This is a genomic window from Prevotella nigrescens (genome assembly GCF_031191185.1).
Taxonomy (GTDB): domain Bacteria; phylum Bacteroidota; class Bacteroidia; order Bacteroidales; family Bacteroidaceae; genus Prevotella; species Prevotella nigrescens.
The window spans coordinates 930,060-952,754 of the sequence record NZ_CP133465.1 but is presented as its reverse complement, the minus strand read 5'-3'; the positions used below and the strand labels follow the sequence as shown (position 1 = coordinate 952,754).

Annotated in this window: 14 protein-coding genes and 2 tRNA genes; 6 read left to right on the top strand and 10 right to left on the bottom strand. The window is 45.7% G+C overall.

The genetic code is table 11. The annotated features are described in order from the left end of the window. Positions 1–23 precede the first annotated feature (23 nt). The 8 genes from RDV52_RS06205 to RDV52_RS06170 form a co-directional block, all read right to left on the bottom strand. Complete coding sequence (locus RDV52_RS06205) at positions 24–161, bottom strand: hypothetical protein (RefSeq protein ID WP_155812038.1); 138 nt, start codon at positions 159–161, stop codon at positions 24–26. A gap of 198 nt (positions 162–359) precedes the next feature. Continuing rightward, entirely contained in the window at positions 360–7,865 is a 7,506-nt protein-coding gene (gene sov / locus RDV52_RS06200) for a T9SS outer membrane translocon Sov/SprA (protein ID WP_458692625.1), read from the bottom strand. A gap of 173 nt (positions 7,866–8,038) precedes the next feature. Continuing rightward, positions 8,039–8,656, bottom strand: a complete 618-nt coding sequence (ruvA, locus tag RDV52_RS06195; RefSeq protein WP_004362881.1) for a Holliday junction branch migration protein RuvA — start codon at positions 8,654–8,656, stop codon at positions 8,039–8,041. A 379-nt stretch (positions 8,657–9,035) separates the two neighbouring features. Then, positions 9,036–10,427 carry an asparagine--tRNA ligase gene (asnS, locus tag RDV52_RS06190; RefSeq protein ID WP_004366503.1) on the bottom strand — a complete coding sequence of 464 codons (1,392 nt, stop codon included), beginning with the start codon at positions 10,425–10,427 and terminating at the stop codon, positions 9,036–9,038. 80 nt (positions 10,428–10,507) lie between these two features. Continuing rightward, positions 10,508–12,010, bottom strand: a complete 1,503-nt coding sequence (locus tag RDV52_RS06185) for a pseudouridine synthase (protein ID WP_004366504.1) — start codon at positions 12,008–12,010, stop codon at positions 10,508–10,510. 127 nt (positions 12,011–12,137) lie between these two features. Further along, entirely contained in the window at positions 12,138–13,484 is a 1,347-nt protein-coding gene (gene purB / locus RDV52_RS06180) for an adenylosuccinate lyase (RefSeq protein ID WP_004362878.1), read from the bottom strand. 152 nt (positions 13,485–13,636) lie between these two features. Next, a tRNA-Val gene (locus RDV52_RS06175) sits at positions 13,637–13,711 on the bottom strand. 48 nt (positions 13,712–13,759) lie between these two features. Next, positions 13,760–13,834, bottom strand: a tRNA-Val gene (locus RDV52_RS06170). A gap of 697 nt (positions 13,835–14,531) precedes the next feature. Between RDV52_RS06170 and RDV52_RS06165 the strand changes: the two genes are divergently transcribed. The 6 genes from RDV52_RS06165 (at position 14,532) to RDV52_RS06140 (ending at position 19,479) form a co-directional block, all read left to right on the top strand. After that, on the top strand, positions 14,532–15,152 hold the full coding sequence (locus tag RDV52_RS06165) for a DUF6621 family protein (protein WP_004366509.1): 621 nt from the start codon (positions 14,532–14,534) through the stop codon (positions 15,150–15,152). Positions 15,153–15,165: 13 nt separating this feature from the next. After that, positions 15,166–16,404, top strand: coding sequence for a saccharopine dehydrogenase family protein (locus RDV52_RS06160; protein WP_004366511.1), 1,239 nt, complete (start codon positions 15,166–15,168; stop codon positions 16,402–16,404). Positions 16,405–16,441: 37 nt separating this feature from the next. Then, positions 16,442–16,762: a transcriptional regulator gene (locus RDV52_RS06155; protein ID WP_004362874.1), complete on the top strand. Its 321-nt coding sequence runs from the start codon at positions 16,442–16,444 to the stop codon at positions 16,760–16,762. A gap of 24 nt (positions 16,763–16,786) precedes the next feature. Further along, entirely contained in the window at positions 16,787–17,815 is a 1,029-nt protein-coding gene (locus RDV52_RS06150; protein ID WP_004362873.1) for a radical SAM protein, read from the top strand. A gap of 13 nt (positions 17,816–17,828) precedes the next feature. Beyond that, positions 17,829–18,851 (top strand): recombinase RecA, encoded by a 1,023-nt coding sequence (recA, locus tag RDV52_RS06145; RefSeq protein ID WP_004362872.1) that lies wholly within the window; start codon positions 17,829–17,831, stop codon positions 18,849–18,851. Positions 18,852–18,936: 85 nt separating this feature from the next. Then, positions 18,937–19,479: a hypothetical protein gene (locus tag RDV52_RS06140; protein WP_004366512.1), complete on the top strand. Its 543-nt coding sequence runs from the start codon at positions 18,937–18,939 to the stop codon at positions 19,477–19,479. Between the two features lie 313 nt (positions 19,480–19,792). On the opposite strand, the gene RDV52_RS06135 is transcribed toward RDV52_RS06140, so the two are convergent. Further along, the gene (locus tag RDV52_RS06135) at positions 19,793–21,541 is read right to left on the bottom strand and encodes a GH25 family lysozyme (RefSeq protein WP_040556845.1); all 1,749 of its coding nucleotides are present in this window, start codon (positions 21,539–21,541) and stop codon (positions 19,793–19,795) included. A gap of 155 nt (positions 21,542–21,696) precedes the next feature. Continuing rightward, on the bottom strand, positions 21,697–22,695 hold the full coding sequence (locus RDV52_RS06130) for a sialate O-acetylesterase (protein ID WP_004366514.1): 999 nt from the start codon (positions 22,693–22,695) through the stop codon (positions 21,697–21,699).

Sequence of the window (22,695 nt, the reverse complement as noted above, 5' to 3'; positions counted from 1 at the left end):
AATTCCCTAAAATGAATAGAGATTTATCGTAACCCCGTAGCGACGATTGTCGTAACTCCGTAGCGACGATTGTCGTAACTCCGTAGCGACGATTGCCGTAACCCCGTAGCGACGATTGCCGTAACCCCGTAGCGATGATTGCCGTAACCCCGTAGCGACAATGGTCGCTACTCTGTTGCGGTTTTATGAGTTGCCCGGAAGAGGGATACCGTCAGGTTCCATATCATTTTAATTCCATCGAACGAACGTTAATTAACGTGGCTCGACGAATTGCAATTCTTTGTAAATAGGGAGAACTATGGTTCTTTTAGAGGAGTTAGGTAAACTATTCTTCTTGATTTCTTAGTTACAAAAGGTTACTATCGTGTCAGGCTAAGCTTTAGGCTGACGCCAAAATCGTGGGTCGTCGTAGGGAAACTGCTCGAAGAAAGCAACGGCGTATTGATTTGAATGTCGTAATAAATGCTCGCCGTAATAAGCCGGCTAAGTGTGTAATCGCCAATGAAAGAAGCCTTGAAGGCCGTGTTTCCGCTCGATGCCGCCGATGTAAGTGTCGCTATATCGCGTGTAACGGAAGCCTGTCTACGATAACTTAGGTCGAGACGAAGATTCAGGTCGCGGTTTATTCCACCGTTGTTTCTGTTGCTAACGCTTTGTGTATTGCCGCTTTGCTGGTTTTGCTGACCACTGTTCTTCTTAATGCTCTTCACCAATCTGGTGTTGCGACCTCCAAACAAGTTTACGTTGTTAATGCGATAACCAAACCCAATAACCCAGTCTTTCGACATTGCTTCGTTTACTTGCACACTCGTCATAGAGAGCGACAGAATACGTGTCTGGCGATATTCTAAGCGAGCCGTGAGGTTATTCTGTAATGTAACATCGATACCGAGCAGCGGAGCGAAGGCTTCGTTGATGCTCACCTGCGAAATGTTATACATCGAACTTGGTATGGGTGCGCCCGACGTTGCATCTTTCACAAATCCCAAACCATTCATATATTCCTGCCACGTGCTGAAACTTTGGTACGATCCGATGGCAAAAATACTCTTGTAAGAGTGGTTGATGTTTACGCTTTTAAAGATGTTCTGGAAGAAAGGCAAGCGTGAAAGACCACTGTAACGAATGGTCCAGTTGGGCAACATACTTTTAAGTTTAGGGAAGATGTCAAGTCCGTTGCCACCCATACTGGTATATGCGTTTAAGAAAGCAGGTATCATGACATCGGCACTATATTTATTCACAGTTCCTACGGTGGGATTAAACCTGCCTCCACCCATCGACATCGGATAGTTGGCACCTATGTATTGGGCTTCTACACGGTTGCGATAGGTGTCGAGCGACTTAACAAATTTATCGAACGTGGCACTGTGGTAGCCGTTGTTGGCATTGCCCATACTTTCGAAAGCTGTCCCTATAGATATTGTCGTCATTGTTAACGTTCCGCTTTGCGTGGTAGGAATGCCAGCATACATATACTGAATGCTCTTTGAGACCGTTTCGGTACGACTTGCATTGAGGTCTATTTTCAGGTCGCGGATAGGTTCGAGCGTTGCACGGAGTTGCAAGTCTTCCGTCTTGTTTGTTGTTGCAGGAGTAGCAATGCTGTCCGAAACGAGGAGCCATCTGTTGTCTCTTGCCTTTCCTATATAGTCGTCGTCAATAACGCCAAATGCGAAATCGAGTCCAGGAGCCATAATCCCGTTCTGCCGAGTTTGTCCGAAAGCATCGCCGATGGTAGGCATAAAGCCTGGTAGCGACATAGAATATTGATTACGGTAGGATATGCTGACGGTGCGTACCATCATTAAAGCGCGTGCTACACATTGCGCTGTTTTATACCACCCCTTATTGTCGAGTGGCTCTTTAGGTGTAACAGTGAGTTTTAAACGCAGGACGGAGTCGGTCTTGTTGTATAGCTTCAACCTATTGTCGTCCATCTTCTTCCACTTTAGTTTCACGGCATGCCCATCTATATCCTTCAGCGAAACTACTATGCGCTTTGTCTTTTTAGAATGTGCAACAATAATAGCAGTATCGGCAGGAAGCGTTACTTCTTGCTCAAAACTCTTTGCATTTTTAGGCAAAGCCTTCTTTTTTTCTTGCTCGCTGTCTTTCTTCTTCTTGGTGTCTCTTCCTAATTCCTTGTTCAACTGTTCGGCAAAATTGCCTTCATCTACGCGTCCACGACTATCGAACGTACCACTTCGGCTAAGACTTGGACGCGACTTGTTGAACCTTTCGTTGGTCTTCTTCAAGAAAGGAATATGATTGTAGAGGCGTTCTAAGTTGAACGAACCGTTTATATTCAGTGTCCGATTGTTCGTAATCGTATTACCCAACGATTTTCCATTCTCTAACCGTGTACCGCGAACCCATGTATAGGTAGAGTTGTAAGTAGCATCAGAGTTAATCCAATCGAATATTGGGAGCATATTTAAAGGCAGCTGATAGGAAAGCGTAAAGTTCTGCTGATAGTCTAACGGTGTACCGAAGTGCTTTAAACTGGTCCATACAGAATCTTTCCAAGCCTGGTATCGGTCGGCATAAAGATCTTTATTGATTGGTGTGTATGGTTCTTCTATTTCGGCATGGGTAGCACTTTGGAAGTTTATGTGCAGGTTGCGTGTCAAGTCCCAACGTACAGCGAAGTCTCTGTTCCACAAGAATTGCTCGCTAAAGGTTAATGGCAGCTTGTTCATGGTTGTCGCTTCCATATCGCGTTCCTGCAATTCGTAGTAGTTACGCGTTATTTCCGTGTTGAAAGCAACGTTCTGCGGTAGCCAATTTAGCTCGAACCTCTTAAGAATATCGAACCATTTCGATTTACTTTTTATGAGCCGCCTGAGTGGAGACAGCGACTTGTAGACAGGCGTCCAGTTGTAGTTCATAGCACCACGCCAATTGTCTTCATTCTCATATACGGTTGTTTCGCCAGTTGTGTGTGTGTGCGCATGACTGTAAGAGAACGAGAAGTTGGCAGGGTCGTAGGGCATCGGGTGGCGCTTGTTCTGTATTCCAACCCGCACATTCGACAACGAGAAGTTGGTGGTGGTGCGCTTTGTAACCGCAATCGACTCAATAGAATCACGCTCGTGTTCGTTCGCAGTACCATCAAGGGCAGCGTCTAACAGCATATCCGTATCAAGAGGGTTATACTTCGGACGGCTTTCACTCTTCGTTACACTATAATATAAAGGTGCAGAAACTTTAGCCTTGTCTGGGAAGAACTTGCCCAACTCAAGACTTGTTGTAACCGTAACGTCAGTATTTGTCTCTTTCTTGCGGGCATTTACACCTTGTTCCAGACCGCCAAAGCCATCAGTACTGTGGCTGGCATTGATGTCTACCGTACCAAAATCGGACAGTTGAATGTTAAGCTGACCACGCGCAGCCCAGCCGCCTTCGTTGTTAAACTCGAGCAAACGCATTTCGTTCACCCAGATTTCACCGCTCTTTTCACTGCTCGAAAGGTTACGCACACCAATTATCATTGTTTTTATTTCGCCCAATGTCGGATTTCCCATCACACTGACACGGTTGGCTGGGTGCTTCTCATCGTACATAGAAAACTCTCTATTGAAACTTGCCGTTCCGTTTCCACGACCAATATTGCGTTGCTTCTTCACATCGGTGAATACCGAGATAGGCACATCGAGCATATTGTCTTCAGGCCAGACAGCCTCACAATCTTGTCGTGAATACTTGTCGTACTGCTTTTCGGGAGTCAATTTCAACGGAATTTCGTACTCGTAATAGTTATTCTTGTAGTCGGAACCCAAGCGGACGAATACTGCCAACTGATTATCGGCAAGATTAGAAACATTTGGCTTGAGCGCATTGGCATGCACAAACATTTGCAAACGCTTGTATTGCCGAATGTCGAGCGTAGTATTCTTGTAGACGGCTTTCGATTCTTTATATCCCAAATTATGCACCGTCATGGCCAAAGCCTGCTCGTTGCTTTGCACAAGCTGTGGTTGTGATGGGTCTTGCTCGCGCGAAATGCCTGGAGGAAGAACGTAGTTTACAGGTGTTTTATCGTTGTTTTCCTCGATACTCACTGCTCCTACCGACATTGTCCCCGACGTTGAAGCCGAGTTGGTAAGGTTCTGCTGATACTGGCGCCACTCTCCTCGCACGAGGTCAAGCGTAGCAAAGCGCATAACAACAGGCTTTTCGAAGTTCGTAAGGAACATTCTCATAAAGCGAATGCTTGTGAAATCGCTAATACCCCCCACCCGTTTCTGATATTCTCGCACAGGAATGCGGAACTGGTACCACGTTACGGTCTCCTTTCCACCTTTGCGTAGTGGGGCGGCAGTCTCTCTCTTATCAACAATATAGTTCTGTCCCACAACCAAATCTTGCGGTCTTATACTAATCTTATACTGATAATACTTCTCGTATTCGTTGAGCGTGTAGTCTTGATTAATGTCTTCGACGTCTGGTCCTGACTTATACGATGTGTCGTAACGTTCATTGCGGTTGTCACTATCGGGCGAGTTTCCTTGCGGGTTGTTTATATATTTGTAGCGTTGAAGTATAGGCGCTTGTATTCTGTCCCAGTCCGAACCACGGAAATAGTGATAGTTGTCGTTGGCAGGGTCTGCCCAGATAGAGTCGAATACAGCCTGATTAGTATGGCTGCGAGCGTATGTAAGGAATGCCTGATAAGAAGGGAAGTTGCGTTCTTCCTCATCATTGAGTCCGTTGAATCCCACGTCTTGCAGTGCACGACTGCCTTTTGTAGTGGCAAAAGCGTATGTTATGGTGGTCTGCGTTGGTATTTTGCCCCACTGAGTAATTGTCCAAGCCTGACTGCCATCTACAGGCATACCGCTCTCATAGAACTTCTTGCCGTCGTGCAATATATCTTCGGACACCTCTCCAAGGTTTATATAGAAATCACCACCATATAAATTAGCATCAGTTTGCTTGTTTGAATAGATGAATGGGTCGAGCAACCAGAACTCAATGTACTCTATGTTTGCCATTTCAAAGTCGTTCGTATCAAGCTTGCGCATCATGCCGCCCCATTTCTGGCGTGGATTTGGCAAGTGTCCGTTAATGTCGAGCGTTGGACTAAAGTTATAAGGACCACGCTCAGTAGGGTAATAAGCAAGATTAAGAACAGACAATGTAGATGTTGAACCGTTATAACTGCTTTGGTCGCGATTAGGAAACAGCTCGTGTGTATAGACTTCCCGCACGTAATGGTTAGACAATTGTTCAAGGTCGCTCTTAATATGTGCCGGCGTTAGCGAGCTGCTGCGACGTGTAAACAGTGGGTCTATGTTGTACCACGCTAACCTACTGCGATTGAAGCCACTGCGAAGTGTTGTTTTATCTGTTGATTCGGGGAAATCAGAAGGTACACTTGAGATGACCCAAGTAGTAGGCTGGCTTACATCAATGGTATTCTTTGTATTCTCGAAGTCGTCCAAATACGATGCCCGGTCTTGTGTTCCGCTGCTCTGTCCTGCTATCAATTGAGCAAATTCGGCAGAAAGAGAGATGTGCGAAGGCTGCGTAAGATGCAGGAAAGGTATCTTGTCGAGCATATTCGTGAGCCACTGACTCTCTTTCTTCCAGCTCATGTTCAATCCCCAAATGGTGTTGTTGAGCGGTTCGGCACCCATATTCACCTTTGTCGTCAGTGCTTGCTCGGACAGGTGCATAAACGTACCGCCAATCATAAAGTTCTTCGAGAAGTCGTATTCCCAATTCAAACCGAACATCGTTTTGCGCTGTTGCCCATAATCGCTTTGGCTTTCCAACGAAACGTTTACGGTTGTACCTGCGTCTATAATGCTCTGATTCAATATCGTAACCTCGCCCGCATTGTAATCGACGCTATAGTCCGAACCTTCCGTCAGCCGCACACCACCTGCTGTTACCACTACCGACCCTTGCGGAACATTGTATGCTCCTAACGAAATAACGTTGGCGCTTGTACCACGATATTGTCCAACGAGCAAGTATTTATCTTTCTCTGCAATTTGTTTCGCTACTGTTCTGGTAGAATCGTATAATTCTGTGAACGCATATTTGCTGGCCTTTGCAGCCGAGACCCCTTTCGACACCAAGTACTTATACATATATTCGCCGAAAGGTTCTGTAACGGGGAAGAACACACGACCGTTGGAAATTGTGTATCCTTCTACATAATCGTAATATCCATTCGGATGTGGATTGTTGTTGTTGTCTAAGCGGTCGGCACCTAAAATTCGTATGATAGGCTGGCTTTTTACTTGCTTCTCCGGAATATAAGGAATGTAAACGCCAGTCGTATCGCTCTGATACTTCACGTCTAAACGGAACTTGTCGCGCTCAACCGTAGAGGCAAGGTAGTACACGTTCTTCATCATTAAGTTCCAGTTGGCTTGCTTTGGGTTGTTGCTTGTGTTCTTCAACGACTTTACAAGCAGCGCTTCCGAAACATCGGTGCGGTCGCTCGAGAATTCTCCCACCTGGTGGGTAACGCCTCCAGATGTATATTCGTAGGCAATGGCAAGCACCTGGTCTGTTTGCAAGCCTGTACGCAGCGACACGTAGCCCAGTGCCTGATTAACTGTATATTCGGAACTATTTAACAGGCGGGCGTTCGATAATTTCTCGTAATCGGCTCCGCCCACCATACCTAAACCGTCAAGCACGGTATTGGTCTGGTCCATGTTGCGTGCCTGCGGATAGCCCTGCGCTATGGTGCTGTACTCGGTATTTGCATTGTTCGATGGCGTGTTTCCTGTTCCACTGCCCCACAAGTCGGTACGGCTAATCTTTGAGTTCTCGCCCAAATCGCTCAATGCAACAATGTTCCGGGTATTGGTTGTTGTGCCTGTCTTGTTGGTTACCCATATCTCTACGCGGTTTATGGTTATGCCCGTCGTTAGGTTGGGCAATGTCTTCATGGCATCATTATAGCGTTCGCGGAACGTGTGCGACAAGAAGAAGTGGCGGTTTTCCTCGTAGTCGGCTGCGTCAATCTCGAACGGAGTAAGCTGTTTTCCTCCTTTCGAACTTACGCTCTTGTTGGACGATTTCTTCTGTGACAGCACCGTTTGCAGCTTCAGCTTGCCAAACTGCATGTCGGTTCTGATACCAAAGAGCGATGATGCGCCCTGCACCAGCGAATTGTTGGACGGGAACGACACGTTGCCGCCTTCCACAAGTTTTATTATTTCGTCTTCCTTGCCTTCATAGCGCAGCTTGAAGTTTTGCGCATCGAAGTCGAATGTGGCATCGGTGTTGTAGTTAAGGTTCATGTTCACCTTGTCGCCCACCTTTCCGTTCACATTCAAATTTATCTTCTCATCGAAGTTCATCGTTGTCATCTTGCGGTTTCTGATGGGCAACGATGGGTTGTCGATGTTCTTCAGCGTAGCACCAAAGCGCAGTTCGGCTGTTCCCTGTGTTCTTACACGGACGCCTCCGGGACCGAATATCTTCTCTGCCGGGCCGAGTGCGAAGTGCATATCCGTGAAGTCGAACTTCTCTTTACCTTTCTTTTCTAATATCTCCTTGTTCTTCTGGCGGTAGTAATCGGCAAAACTGCGTTTCTCGCTCCATGCCCTGTACTCGTCAGGGGTCATCATGATAGGTGTCGTAATATAGGTGTCGCCTATCTTGTTGCCTATTACATACATGTTTAGCGAGTCGTTGTATTCTACGCTCTGCTTCAGGTTTTCGGGGCGGGCAAGGTCGTACGAGCCTTGCTGCAAGTCGCCATACGTGACGGGCGTGGTGCGTTGCACCTTCCAACGTGGGTGCAGCAGCGAGTCCGGAATGTCCTCGTTTTCCAGTTCAACGTCTAATGTCTTTGCCGTCTTCGTGGTGTCTGGCGGTGCAACCATGCTTTGCAATGCGCTTGCAAATGGAAGATCGCCTGCAAACACACCGCTCCAAGTCAGCAAGCTGAAGCCTGCGAGCAACAGAAGAATGGACAATATGTATTTTCTTTGATTCATTAACGAAGACCTTGCATCGTCTTTTCTTTCAGTATTTCTTGTGCGATGGACACGAATGCGCTACATTTTTATTTTATTTGCTTCAATGCCAGCTTCACAACTTGTTCTACCGGAAGCTCAGGCTGTTCGGTTAATATCGCAACAACCACCTTTGCCGACGGAGCAGGAGAAAATCCTAACATGGTGAGCGCCCCAACTGCTTCGTCCTTAACCGCATTGTTTACGTTTGGCGTGCCGGGCTGATTGCTTACGTGCAGTTCGTCGGCAATGCCGCTTTGCACTATCTTGTCTTTCAAGTCTACTATGATGCGTTGTGCTGTTTTCAAGCCAATGCCCTTAACAGTCTTCAGCATTTTATCGTCGCCATTGGCAATTACGTTGCAGAGTTCGGCTGGTGTGAGCGACGACAATATCATTCGTGCAGTGTTTGCTCCCACTCCCGACACTGTAATAAGTAGTCTGTAGAGCGAACGTTCTTGCTTGGTTGCGAACCCGTAAAGTGTATAGTTGTCGTCGCGTCCGCCCGTCATGATGGCTTCGTGTACGTATAGCTTTATGTTTTTCTTGCCTTGAACGGCGCTGTAAGTGTTCAGCGAAATATTCAATCCGTAGCCTATGCCGTGTGCTTCAACAACTGCCAACGCCGGCGAAAGGTCGGTTAGATCACCTTTTATATATTCTATCATAAAAAAATCTCTTTGCTTTTCCTGCTTTAACAGTATTTCGTATATACATTTTTATAAACGATACGTGCTGTTGTTTATTGTATGCCATGCTGAAAAAGCAGATATTTTCTCTGTAAGGTATAGTCAGATTAGGGCTTAACTCTATGAACAAGCTCACTGTCCACTATGAATAAAGCACCCGAACACCGTAGATATTTTACAAAAAGCTTATAAGCTATTGGTAAAAAAGCTATATTGAAAGCGCAGGAAGATAATAGTCTGACTGCAGAAAGACCGATAAAGTAAGATGGGAACAAATGGTCAAATGATATAAAAAACGGTCCGCAGAAAGTAATCTGCAGACCGGAATGTTATTTTAATTCTATTTATTAAGTGGGTATTAAAACTCAGCATTCTTCGGAGTACGTGCAAATGGAATCACGTCGCGAATGTTCTGCATACCCGTTACGAAGAGAATGAGACGCTCGAAACCAAGTCCGAAACCGCCGTGAGGACACGTTCCATACTTGCGGGTGTCGAGATACCAGTCGTAAACCTCCTCTTTCATGCCACGGTTGTGGATTTCTTCGAGCAGCTTTTCGTAGCTTTCCTCACGAACAGAGCCGCCAATGATTTCGCCAATGCGTGGGAAGAGTACGTCGGTGCCCTGCATAGTCTTTCCGTCTTCGTTCTTCTTCATGTAGAAAGACTTAATCTGACTTGGGTAGTCGGTCATAATTACCGGGCGTTTGAAGTGTTCTTCCACCAAGTAGCGTTCGTGCTCGCTGCTCAAGTCCATTCCCCATTCAGCTACTGGGAACTCGAATTTAACTCCATCTTCTTGTGCTTTCTTCAATATTTCGAAGCCTTCTGTGTAGGTAAGGCGCACGAAAGTATCTTTCAAAACACCTTCGAGGCGGGCAATAAGTTCCTTGTCAATCATTTGGTTGAGGAACTCAAGGTCGTCCTTACAGTTCTCCAATGCCCAACGAACACAATATTTAATGAAGTCTTCTTCCAAGTCCATCAATTCTTTTTGGTCGATAAAAGCCACTTCGGGCTCTACCATCCAGAACTCTGCCAAGTGTCTTGGCGTGTTAGAGTTTTCTGCACGGAACGTAGGACCGAACGTATAGATGGCTCCGAGCGACGTTGCACCGAGTTCGCCTTCCAACTGTCCCGATACGGTAAGATGGGTTTTCTTGCCAAAGAAGTCAGCACTGTAATCCACTTCGTCCGATTTTGCCACACGGTCTAAGTCGAGTGTGGTTACTTGGAACATATTTCCTGCACCTTCAGCATCGCTACCTGTGATGAGCGGTGTGTGGAAATAGTAGAATCCGTGTTCGTGGAAGTACTGGTGAATGGCTATTGCCATGTGGTGGCGAATGCGGAAGACCGCTCCAAAAGTGTTTGTACGGAGACGCAAATGTGCATATTTGCGCATGTATTCAAAGCTCTGACCCTTCTTCTGCATAGGGTAGTCGCTTGGGCAAAGACCATATATTTCAATCTCTTTGCACTGTACTTCAGAAGTCTGTCCCTTACCCTGACTTTCCACAAGCGTTCCTGTTGCACTGATACAAGCACCTGTTGTTATGTTCTTGAGCGTATCTGCATCTATGGTTGTGGGGTCTACAACAATCTGAATGTTCTTAATGGTAGAACCGTCGTTCAATGCAATGAAATCGACAGCTTTACTGCTACGATGAGAACGTACCCATCCTCTGACGTTAATATCTTTTCCAAAGTCGGTGCAACTTAAAGCATCGACGACTTTTGTTCTTTTCATTATATTTTATTTATTACGATAACTCCTCATACACGGCTTCGCTTCATATAGCAGTTGTGTACGAGGAGTTGGTTCTTTTGTTATTCAAAAGATCCCATACGAAGCATGTCTACCTCTCTTTCGGTTAGGTAACGCCAATCGCCTCGACGGAGATTCTTCTTTGTAAGACCTGCAAACTGTACGCGGTCGAGCTTTACAACACGATAGCCAAGACTCTCGAAGATGCGGCGAACAATGCGGTTCTTGCCGCTGTGGATTTCGATTCCCACCTGGCTTTGGTCGCGTTCGTCAGCGTATTCAATCGCATCAGCCTTGACTTCTCCATCTTCAAGCTCAATACCGTCAGATATTTGCTGAAGCGTCTGTGGTGTTACAGGCTTGTCGAGGAATACGTGGTAAACCTTCTTCTTTAAGAACTTAGGGTGAGTTAGCTTGCTTGCAATGTCGCCATCGTTGGTAAGCAGCAACACGCCCGTAGTATTGCGGTCGAGGCGTCCTACAGGATAGATGCGTTCCGGACAGATGCCTTTGACAAGATCCATAACGGTTTTGCGTTGCTGTGGGTCGTCGCTTGTAGTTACATAGTCCTTTGGCTTGTTCAAAAGAACATATACCTTCTTTTCGAGAGAAACTGGTTTGTCTTTGAACTTCACCTCGTCTGAACGTAGTATCTTTGTTCCAAGTTCTTTAACAACCTCGCCATTTACGGTTACGACACCTGCCTGAATGAATTCATCTGCCTCACGACGAGAGCATACACCAGCATTTGCGAGGTACTTGTTTAGACGCAATGGTTCGTTCGGGTCTATATTCTCTTCTTTGTATTCTATGCGTTTCTTGAGCGAATATCTTGCATTTGGATCGTAATCGGCATTGTGCTGACGGTATCCGCCTTGCTGTCCATATCCGCCTTGACGGTTATTGTATCCACCCTGACGGCTGTTATATCCGCCTTGTCGGTTGTTGTTGTATCCGCCCTGATGGTTATTGTATCCGCCACGATTGTTGTATCCGCCGCGATTATTGTATCCACCTTGACGATTTTGGTATCCACCACGGCTCTGATAGCCGCCTTCTTCACCATTATTGTTATATCGTGGGCGGTATGCACCTTGCGACTGACGGCTCTGATAACCACCTTCCTCACCTTCGTTCATATTGTAGTGTGGGCGATAGCCACCACGATTGTTGTAGTTGTTTTGTCTGTTCTGGTAACCACCACGGTTTTGGTATCCGCCTTCTTCGCCACCGTTGTTGTAGCGAGGACGATATCCTCCTTGTTGTTGGCGACTCTGATAGCTATTTCCATAACTGTTGGTGCGTGGACGATAGCCAGTTTTACGATCTGCCAAACCACTCCCTTGTAAGTTAGAACCGAAGCCTTCAGGACGGAATCCTTCCTCTTTGTTGTCTTCACGGTTTATTCCATAAGCACGTTGTGCTTGGATGCGAGGACGTTGTGGACGCCCCGTGCTGTGGTAGTTTCTTTCATAATAACTTCCTTGCCCGGTAGTTGAACTGCTTTCTTGGCTTTCTTCAGCCTGTCCAGATTGATTTTCTTTCTTCTCGAATTCTTCTGCCATAATTTTAATTTCTTTTGTTTTGAATAATACTTAACCTCACGGTCGAAAACTAACTGTACTTGTGTTTAAGTTTTGTTTCTATTTCCGTAATATATATAATGTGTAACTTCTTAATTTTCTTCTTAGCTTACATGCCTGTATAATTGAGTGGTGTGATAGCCATTAATTCGGCTTTCACCTTGTCGCTTACATTCAATGTCTGAATGAAAGCGTGGATAGTCTCGGCTGTCATGTGGGCATTGGTACGTGTCAGTGCCTTTAAGGCTTCGTATGGGTGTGGGTATGCCTCACGACGGAGAATGGTTTGAATTGCCTCTGCCACTACAGCCCATGTATTTTCCAAGTCGGCATTTAGCTTTTCTTGGTTCAGAATGAGCTTGCGAAGCCCTTTCAATGTGCTTTGGATAGATATAATACTATGTCCAAACGGTACCCCGATGTTGCGCAACACGGTAGAATCGGTAAGGTCGCGCTGCAAACGGCTCACTGGAAGCTTCTGTGCGAGAAACTGTAATATGGCATTTGCCATGCCAAGATTTCCTTCACTGTTTTCAAAGTCGATGGGATTTACCTTGTGGGGCATTGCACTCGAGCCCACTTCGCCTGCCTTAATTTTCTGTTTGAAGTATTCCATAGAGATATACAACCAGAAGTCGCGGTCTAAATCAATGATAATCGTATTGATTCTGCGCATTGCATCGAATATGCTTCCAAGGTGATCGTAGTTGCTAATCTGGGTTGTCCATTGCTCACGCTGTAGGCCAAGGTAGTCGTTCACGAACTTATTGCCAAACGCTTTCCAGTCATATTCAGGGTAAGCAATATGGTGTGCGTTGAAGTTTCCGGTTGCGCCACCGAACTTTGCAGTAAGTTTGCATGCCTTCAAACCCGCCAACTGTTCTTGCAAACGATATACAAACACCTCTATTTCCTTGCCCAGACGAGTGGGAGAAGCTGGTTGTCCATGTGTTTTAGCCAACATTGGCACGTCTTTCCACTCTTCAGCATATTGTTGAAGCTGCGCAATGAGTTCTTCTACCTGCGGATAGTAAACTCTTACTAACGCCTCTGATATGGAGAGTGGTACACTTGTATTGTTGATATCTTGCGATGTAAGACCGAAATGTATGAATTCTTTGTAGGAATCCAAGTCTCCAATCTTGTCGAACTCTTCCTTAATGAAATATTCTACGGCTTTTACATCATGGTTCGTGATACTTTCTATCTCCTTGACCCGTGCCGCATCTTCTTCCGTAAAGTCCTTGTAGATGTTGCGTAGACTTTCGAACAGTTGTTTATTAAACGAAGCCAGCTGTGGCAAAGGCAGTTCGCACAGAGATATAAAGTACTCTATTTCTACGCGTACTCTGTATCGTATGAGTGCAAACTCTGAGAAGTAATCTGCCAATTTTGCAGTTTTGCCCCTATAACGTCCATCTACCGGTGATATGGCTGTTAAAATATCAAGAACCATAAATCTATTTTTTATTTCTTGCAAAAGTAGTATTTTAAAATGGAATGAAAGCAATAAATCTCTATAATCTTTGTATTTTAAAGGTTAAAGGTTGCTTATAAAAACAAAAAAGCTCCACAACTCATCGTTGTAAAGCCCTGTTTATGTCTCTGTGGGCGTTGACGGATTCGAACCGCCGACCCTCTGCTTGTAAGGCAGATGCTCTAAACCAACTGAGCTAAACGCCCTTTTAAAAAACTCCCTGCAACCCCGAAAGACTACAGGGAACACCCCTGTGGGCGTTGACGGATTCGAACCGCCGACCCTCTGCTTGTAAGGCAGATGCTCTAAACCAGCTGAGCTAAACGCCCTTACTTATCGTAAGCGGGTGCAAAGATAGACATAAATAATTTAACTACCAAATTTTTAATTCGTTTTTATTTGCCATTTGCGAAAATAACAAATGTCCGGTATCAATACCGTATTGGTACTTTTCATTTGTCTCGCACATAGAAACAGAAGATTATTTTGTAAGGAGAGAAGTACGAAGCTATTTTGATGAACGTAGTTCTTACATGTTGCCGAATGTCTATTTTTAAATAAACATATTGGTTTAATATTGTCTTCATATCCTTGCTGTGAAGCATTTACAACCGTGTATGGCAAGTTTGCAAAATGAAAATATAAGCCAATGGTCAGAGATTGAGTATCAGACGGTTACGGATAGAGTCAGAGTGGTGTTACAAAACAGGCTCTTTTAAACGGTAAAAACCACCCTTTTGCGCGCCAAAACCCACCTTCTTGCAACGCCAAAGCGACGGGTTCTTCTTTGAATGGCAATTCTTCTTAAAAGCAAAGATGGAATTCTGCTACAATTGACTGGGGACGATAGCTAACACGACAAACTATTCTGTCGCCCAGCAGATGGCTTTCCGTTACAAATAATCCGAACAATAACAAGATATTTATCTGCTGCCAAACATCTTCCCTACCCAATCTAAGGTTACAATAAGCAAAAAATGGCAAAATATTTTGCGCATTCACGCCTTTTAATGTAACTTTGTAGCAATGAATACACAACATTCACAGAACATAAAAATGAGCGAAAACATCATCATTGTCGATGGCGACTACATCGACAGAGTGGCGTTTAACCTCATTGTAAACTTCGAACGAATGCTCAATAGGAAGATTCCGGCAGCCGACTTCAGTCAATGGGTGGTGGATATAGCACTCGACGGACGGCTGAAGCCGGGCAACCACGAAACGCAAGTGGTGATTTTGCACGATAAGAACAAAGCAAAATTAGAGAACTTTGTGCCTTCCGACTTTCAGAAAGAGTTAGACAAGCAAGCATTTACCGATGAACGGTTGGGCGAATTCATAATCAACACCATTGCTACGGGCAGTGCGCTTACCGAGAAAGACGATGTATTGCTCGACATACTGCGCATTGCGCTGAGCCACGACGAAATCCGCCGCATAATGATAGTGCCGAATGCAGAAGACAGCAACATCTACGGCGTTATCCGCAACACGCTGAAAGACGTGGACGACGAGCAGAAACACATCACCATGTTCGCCATGATGCCCATGGAAGGAGGCAACTTCAAGCAGCAGATTTTAGGCTATTCGCTGATGAATGCCATGGGGATAACATCGCAAGAAATAGATAAAAACATAGAGTAAAATAAATTATAAAATGGGAAGAGTACTTATGATAGGCGCAGGTGGCGTTGCCACGGTAGCCGCATTCAAGATAGTTCAGAACCAAGACGTGTTCACTGATTTCATGATAGCAAGTCGCCGTAAGGAAAAATGCGATGAATTGGTGAAGTCTATTCACGACAAAGGCTACAAAGCCGACATTAAAACAGCGCAGGTAGACGCCGATGATGTGGAACAATTAAAGGCGCTTTTCAATTCGTTCAAGCCGGAATTGGTGGTAAACCTTGCGCTGCCATACCAAGACCTCACCATTATGGAAGCCTGTTTGGCATGCGGTTGCAACTATTTGGATACGGCTAACTACGAGCCGAAGGACGAAGCACACTTCGAATACAGCTGGCAGTGGGCTTACAAAGAAAAGTTCGAGCAAGCAGGACTCACTGCAATCCTTGGTTGCGGGTTCGACCCGGGTGTGTCGCAGGTATTCACAGCCTATGCAGCAAAGCACTATTTCGATGAAATTCACTACCTCGACATCGTGGACTGCAACGCCGGTAACCACCACAAAGCCTTTGCAACAAACTTCAATCCGGAGATAAACATTCGCGAAATCACCCAAAAGGGACTGTATTACGAGAACGGCAAGTGGATAGAAACGGAGCCGCTGAAGGTGCATCAGGACTTAACGTATCCTAATATCGGTGCACGCGACTCTTACTTAATGCACCACGAGGAGCTGGAATCGCTCGTCAAGAACTTCCCAACCATCAAGCGCGCACGCTTCTGGATGACTTTCGGACAGCAATACCTTACTTATTTGGATTGCATACAGAATCTCGGAATGAGCCGTATCGACGAAATCGAGTACGAAGCACCATTGGCTGACGGTTCAGGAAAGACCGCAAAGGTGAAGATTGTGCCACTTCAGTTCCTCAAAGCCGTATTGCCAAACCCACAAGACTTGGGCGAAAACTACGACGGAGAGACTTCAATCGGTTGCCGTATTCGTGGTATCAAGGACGGAAAGGAACAGACTTACTACGTTTACAACAACTGCAAGCACCAAGAAGCCTACGAAGAAACAGGTATGCAGGGCGTCAGCTATACAACAGGCGTGCCTGCAATGATTGGCGCAATGATGTTCTTCAAGGGCATTTGGCGTAAACCGGGCGTGTGGAACTTGGAAGATTTCGACCCAGACCCATTCATGGAGCAACTCAACAAGCAAGGTCTGCCTTGGCACGAGGTGTTCGGTGGCGACTTGGAGTTATAGGATTTGAAACATCAAAGAAACGAAACAGCAAAACAAAATGGCGTGTTCTTTAGACTTCATAGAGTTTGTTTGCCGGCAGATAGAAGCTGTTGGAGCAATCAGATACCGCAAGATGTTTGGCGACTATATGATATATGCCAACGAAAAACCTGTCATCATAGCTTGCGACAACATAGCCTTCGTAAAGCAACACGAGGCTATTGAGGCTTTAATGGCAGAGGCAGAAAAAGGCTATCCATACGAAGGAGCAAAGGAACACTACATACTTGACGTTTCAAGAGCCGACCACGCAGCAAAGGTTGTTGCAATCTTGGCAGAGGTGTTGCCCTATCCCAAGAAGCGAAAGAAGAAAGAATGAACGGCGAAGTGGTATGCAACAAGCATGAATATATATAAACTTCTGAATGTTTACCAGCGAATTAAAAGCCCGAAAGTGAAACTTTTGGGCATTTTAGCACTCCATATAGGCAAGCGAAGATACCTCAGTATCAACATCGACCCTGTGATGTCGTGCAACCTTCGCTGTAAGATGTGCTACTTCAGCGACGCCGAAACCGCAAAGAAAATGCGGGGAAAGTTCAGCTCCGACGACCTTGAAGCCATTGCGAAATCGCTGTTTCCACGTGCCCTTCGCCTGCAAATAGGCTGCGGTGCAGAACCTACCGTATCGCAAAACCTGCTCCAACTCGTGCAGTTGGGCAAGCAATATGGCGTGAAACACATCACGATAACCACCAATGGCAACTTGCTGACCTACGAAAAATTGCATAAACTGGTGGAAAACGGCTTAACCGAGATAACGCTTTCTGCACACGGGTTCACCAAGAACACTTACGAAAGCCTGATGACTAATGGTAAATTCGACTTGTTTACAGCACTTATAGAGAACTTGGCAAGGATTAGAACAGACTTTCCGGACTTCCGTATCCGTGTGAATTATACCGTCAATGCAGACAATGCCGAAGAGCTGATACAGCTAAAAGAAGTTTTCAAAGATGCCAAACCAAACGTTGTGCAGATTCGTCCCATACAACGCATAGGTAAATCGTCATACAACAACTTCTCGTTACAGACGATAAAAGACAACTACAACAGCTGGATAATGCCCGTTGTAGCTTATTGTCAGCAAGAAAACATAACGTGTTTGTACCCCACACCCGAGTCGTTGGAGATGTTGGAAACCGTGAACGGAGCTGAAGAGAAAAGCAATTCGTTAGTCGATTCGCTTCCTTACTTCTACATTGCGCCCTATGAAGGGTGGAAAGAAAAGATAGACCCGTACAACGAAAGCTTTGAGAAGTATGCCCAACGCACACGCCGCATCAGCACCATTCTGAGAGAATTGGTGGGCATTGGTACCGTGAAAGGGGAACGTTCGAGGACTAAAAGTTTAAATTATCAGATAAAATAAGATTAATAAATATATGGCAAAAGAAGAAGTACAAAATCCTGCTGAAGGCAAACTGAAAGCCTTGCAGGCAGCAATGTCGAAGATAGAAAAAGACTTCGGTAAAGGTTCTATCATGCGTATGGGCGATGAACTCATAGAAGACGTGGAAGTAATACCAACCGGCAGTATCGGTCTCGATGTTGCTTTAGGCGTAGGCGGCTACCCTCGCGGACGCATTATAGAGATTTACGGCCCCGAAAGTTCGGGTAAAACTACCCTCGCTATCCATGCCATTGCCGAAGCACAGAAGGCTGGCGGCATAGCTGCGTTCATCGATGCAGAGCACGCTTTCGACCGTTTCTATGCGCAAAAGTTAGGCGTAGACGTAGATAACTTGTGGATTTCGCAGCCCGACAACGGCGAACAAGCATTGGAAATAGCCGACCAACTCATTCGTTCTTCAGCCATCGACATTCTCGTTGTAGACTCTGTGGCTGCGCTTACACCTAAGAAAGAAATAGAAGGCGATATGGGAGAGTCAAACGTTGGCTTGCAGGCGCGCCTCATGAGCCAGGCTTTGCGCAAGCTGACATCTACCATCAGCAAGACAAACACTTGCTGTATCTTCATCAATCAGTTGCGCGAAAAGATTGGCGTGATGTTCGGAAACCCCGAAACAACAACGGGTGGCAACGCTTTGAAGTTCTACAGCTCGGTGCGTTTGGATATTCGTCGCGTAGCTTCCATCAAGGACGGCGACGATGTCATAGGCAATCATGTGCGTGTAAAGGTTGCAAAAAACAAGGTTGCGCCTCCTTTCCGTAAGGTAGAATTCGACATTCTCTTCGGCGAAGGCATCTCCAAAGTGGGCGAAATACTCGACTTGGGTGTAGAATACAACATCATTCAGAAGAGTGGAAGCTGGTTCAGCTATGGCGGAACAAAGCTCGCACAGGGGCGCGATGCCACAAAGACCATGCTGAAAGACAATCCAGAACTTACGGAAGAGATTACAGCACTGATACATCAAGCCATTACTGCAAAGCAAAACGCATAAGGGAAACATCAAAACAGGGCGAAGAAAGCTACTGAAAAGTGGGCTTGCTTCGCCCTGTTTTCTGTCCAGAAAAGAAGAAAAGACAATGGAAAAAGACACAACAACCAACTTTGAAACTATCTTCAAAGACGACCTTTATCAATATTTGCTATCACACAACGAGGTAGACGAGCGGCTGCCCGAAGCTCCCGACCTGGACGAACTGTGGCAGAAAATAGCCGAAGCCTATATTCCCGATGCCATACGCGAGTTTCCGAACTATCCGACGGTTGCGCTTGGGTGGATAATGTACGTCGGAATGGCAGTTGCAAAATACTGGGACGAGGACTGGGAACTATACAGCAAGGTAGAAAACCTGTATGCCTACCTGCGCGACCAAACCGATTTCGACCATACCGACGACTATATTCGCGAAAAGGTGCTGCTGCTCAATGCCGACGAAGCCAACGCCTTGGAACGCCTTGTGGGCGAATGTGCCGCACGAACTTACAGCCAGTTGCGCCGTTTAAACATCGAACCAAGCACCAAAGAGGCTTACCGTGCATTTGTAGAAGCACTCCATCAGCTTTACAATTTCGGTGTAGCCATAGAGTTGAAACGGTTAGGCTACCATATGACAGCTATGTAATAAAAGAACCAAAACTACAATCATATTGGCTGAAATATGCAGCAAGCTGACAGTGTAGTCTTGGTCTATTTTTCCTTAAATAATTCTGTTAAAAAGTGATAACTGCGCTTTGACTTTTCAAAAGCATAGGTTTTGCGTTGCAAAAGAGCCTCTTTTGACGTGCAAAACCTACGCTTTGGACGCGCAAAACAACTGGTTCTGCAAAGCGTTTATAATAAAGGAGTTACACGATAGGTATTTTTACGTGGAATTTTTGCACTATTCCCCTATTTTTCCTGTCCTTTCAACAACATACATTGCTGCATTTCAAGCGTCAGCGAACAGCAATATCTTTCTTTATACAATGTTTGCGCAAGAAGTCCTCGTACTGGTTTTTATAACCATTAAAGACGTTTATATCAACGTCGCCGTGTATGCCACTGACTCTCCCGTCAGGACTTAGCTGCCAGTAAGTCAGCTTCAGTTCGGGCTTATACTCGCCATAACGGGCTATCCACACGAAGTATTCGCCTTGCAAATCGACAGCCAACGGCAAGTATTTCTTTGTAAACATCTGACTGATGTAAAGGATAGGGCGCACCCCCGTGGCACGATGAACCGCAACGAGCCAATTGCGAACGTGCCTGAACATAACCTCGGCACCACCCATCTTCTCTATCTGTTCGTCGGAAGGCTCGACATCGAGCACCGCGGGCAGGTCTCCTTTACTGAAAATGCTATTCTTCAGGAAGTAACGAGCCTGCTCTATGCCTGCCGAAGTGGTGGAAAAGAAATGGTATGCCCCCACTCTTATACCGTGTTTGCGTGCCTGCACATAATCGCTCTTGTAGTATGGGTTCAGCACCGTGCAGCCTTCGGTAGACTTTATATACATAAATGCAATGGGGTAATCGACCTTTCCGAGTACTTTCTTTACACTTATCTTTCCCAAACCGGTGATACGGAGATGGTTCCACCCAATGGTGAACCGCTGTTTGTTCTTCTCGTGCTGGTGTTTGGAGATGTCTATGCCGTAAATACGGTCGCGATTGTGGTTTATCCGTTCGCCTTTAAACACGCCGTCTTTCCACTCTCCCACCTGCAAATATTCGTGTGGTGCAATGTAGAAGCCAAATCCGTTGGGTTTCCCGTCGTCCCAATGACCGTCGTAGAAGCTGCCGCTATTGCCGAAATGCTGCCCGTAGCCATTCGGTTTTCCGTGTTTCGTCTCGCCGACATAGTACCCCAACGAATCGGGAACACCCATTTGAAACGGCTTGTTCAGTGCCACTTCACTGTGTTGCGACACCTTTGCCAACTCTTCCTGTGCCCTCTCGGCACCCATTACAGCAATTGTGCCGATGGGGGTAAACTTGTAATGCGTCTGCAAAAGCAAGTTCCCGTTGTCTTTGTATATGGCAATGCGGTTGCAAGTGGTGTTTTTGGCAGAATCTTTGCGCAACACAGCGTAGCTATTGATTTGCTTTATGTGCAGTTCTGCGTCGTTTGGAATGCTCAGCAGTACGCCAATGACCGTCCGGAGCGAGTCGCATTGGCGTTCAAGATGTCTGTGATAGTCAGCCACTTTGTTGTATCCGTAGTCGTTTACATTGTGCACACGCATATAATAGGTAAGTTCATTGTGCTGCGTTTGCAAGCCTGCCAGTTCGTCGTCGGCAGTTTCCAGCTCGTTGGCTAACAGCTTGTGCAAGGCATTGCTGTTGAGATTCAAGATGGTCGAGGGCTTGTTAGCCCACTTTGTTACGATGCGACCGAAGCAACTGGGCCAGACTGGAAAAGCATTTACCCAATAGCCACGTGTGCGGACTTTGCGTGTGCGGATTAATTCTTTCTCTATAACACCGCCAACGAGTTCCGAATTCTTGTAATCTGTAAAGTAAACGGTGGGCTTTCCGTTTACTTCAAGTTGGTAGTAGGCTTGCTGCTCCACCACTACGGCACAGTCATCAATGTCTTCTTGCGTGGGTGGGAGCATTCGGTAGATCACAAATGCGAGTAAAAAAAACGACAATACAGTACCCACAATGCAGTATTGTCGTTTCGTAAGATGCCAACGCGCCATTCCTTATCTGCTTCTTTATATTGGTTGAAATGTTCTTATAGCCTCGACAAGTTGCAGTATGAACCACAAAACAGCTGACTATTGAAAAACTCCAACGCCACGAATGTTGCCGAAACAATGGTTACGACGTGCATCTTTTCGTTATTTCTATGAAGTTAGTTATTAATCTTGAACGACTGTTCTCCATCTGCCGTATAGAAAGTAACAGTGATTTTTCCTTGAGGGAACGCGTTCAAGTCCAAGTCATACTCTTTTGTTGGTTCGGAAATTGCTATATCCTTAATGTTGTCTCCTGCTGCATTCAGCACCAAGATCTTCACGATAGGCTCGTTGGAAGTAGCCGTCAGCATTCCCTTATCGCTTATATGTACTTTTACTTCCAGTGTTTTGCGGTCAATCGTCTGCTTTGTTATCGATGTTGTTCTACGAACTTCAGGGAGCTCATAGCCAATTCCTTGCAAAGCTTTGATAGCAAATTTGCGCCCAAGATTTTCAAGTCCCTCTTTAGAATAGTAGATTTTGTTGTCTGCCAATGGGCAATTCGCCGATGAAACAACAAACGAATACTGCAAGACTTTGTGCATTTTGCCATAGGTTTCGTTGGCAGCGGCATACTTTCCGCCATATTCAGCACGGCCTACTTCGCCTATCAGCAATGGAACTTTCGTAGAATCGAGCGACAAATCGCCAACTATGTCGTAATAGATTCTCCTCATACGCTTCAGCCACGCTTCGTTGTAGTTGTCGATACCGTCTTGTTGGAGCAGGATTCCCTTCACAACACCCTTGTTTTGGGCACTACGTGCCATACTGACAAGTTTGCCGTAAGGGTTGTTATCATACTTTTCCAAAGCTTTCTTGTTGCTTTCAACGGTTACGTTCGATACATAGTTGCGATAGTTTTGCTTATCGAAAGCAATGATAGGGCTTACCGGCAACGTTACGGTAACGAAGCCAATGCGCTTTCCTTTTGCGGTTTCAGCTATTGTTTTACTGAACGAATCGAGCAAGAAACCATTAGTACTTGTTCCTGCATCGGCTTTACCAATCATATTATCTTGCCCGATAACAAGATAAATCCAATAGTTTTGGTCTTGCGCATTCACTGAAATGCCCATTAGAAACAAGACCAATGAAATGACAGTCTTCTTCAT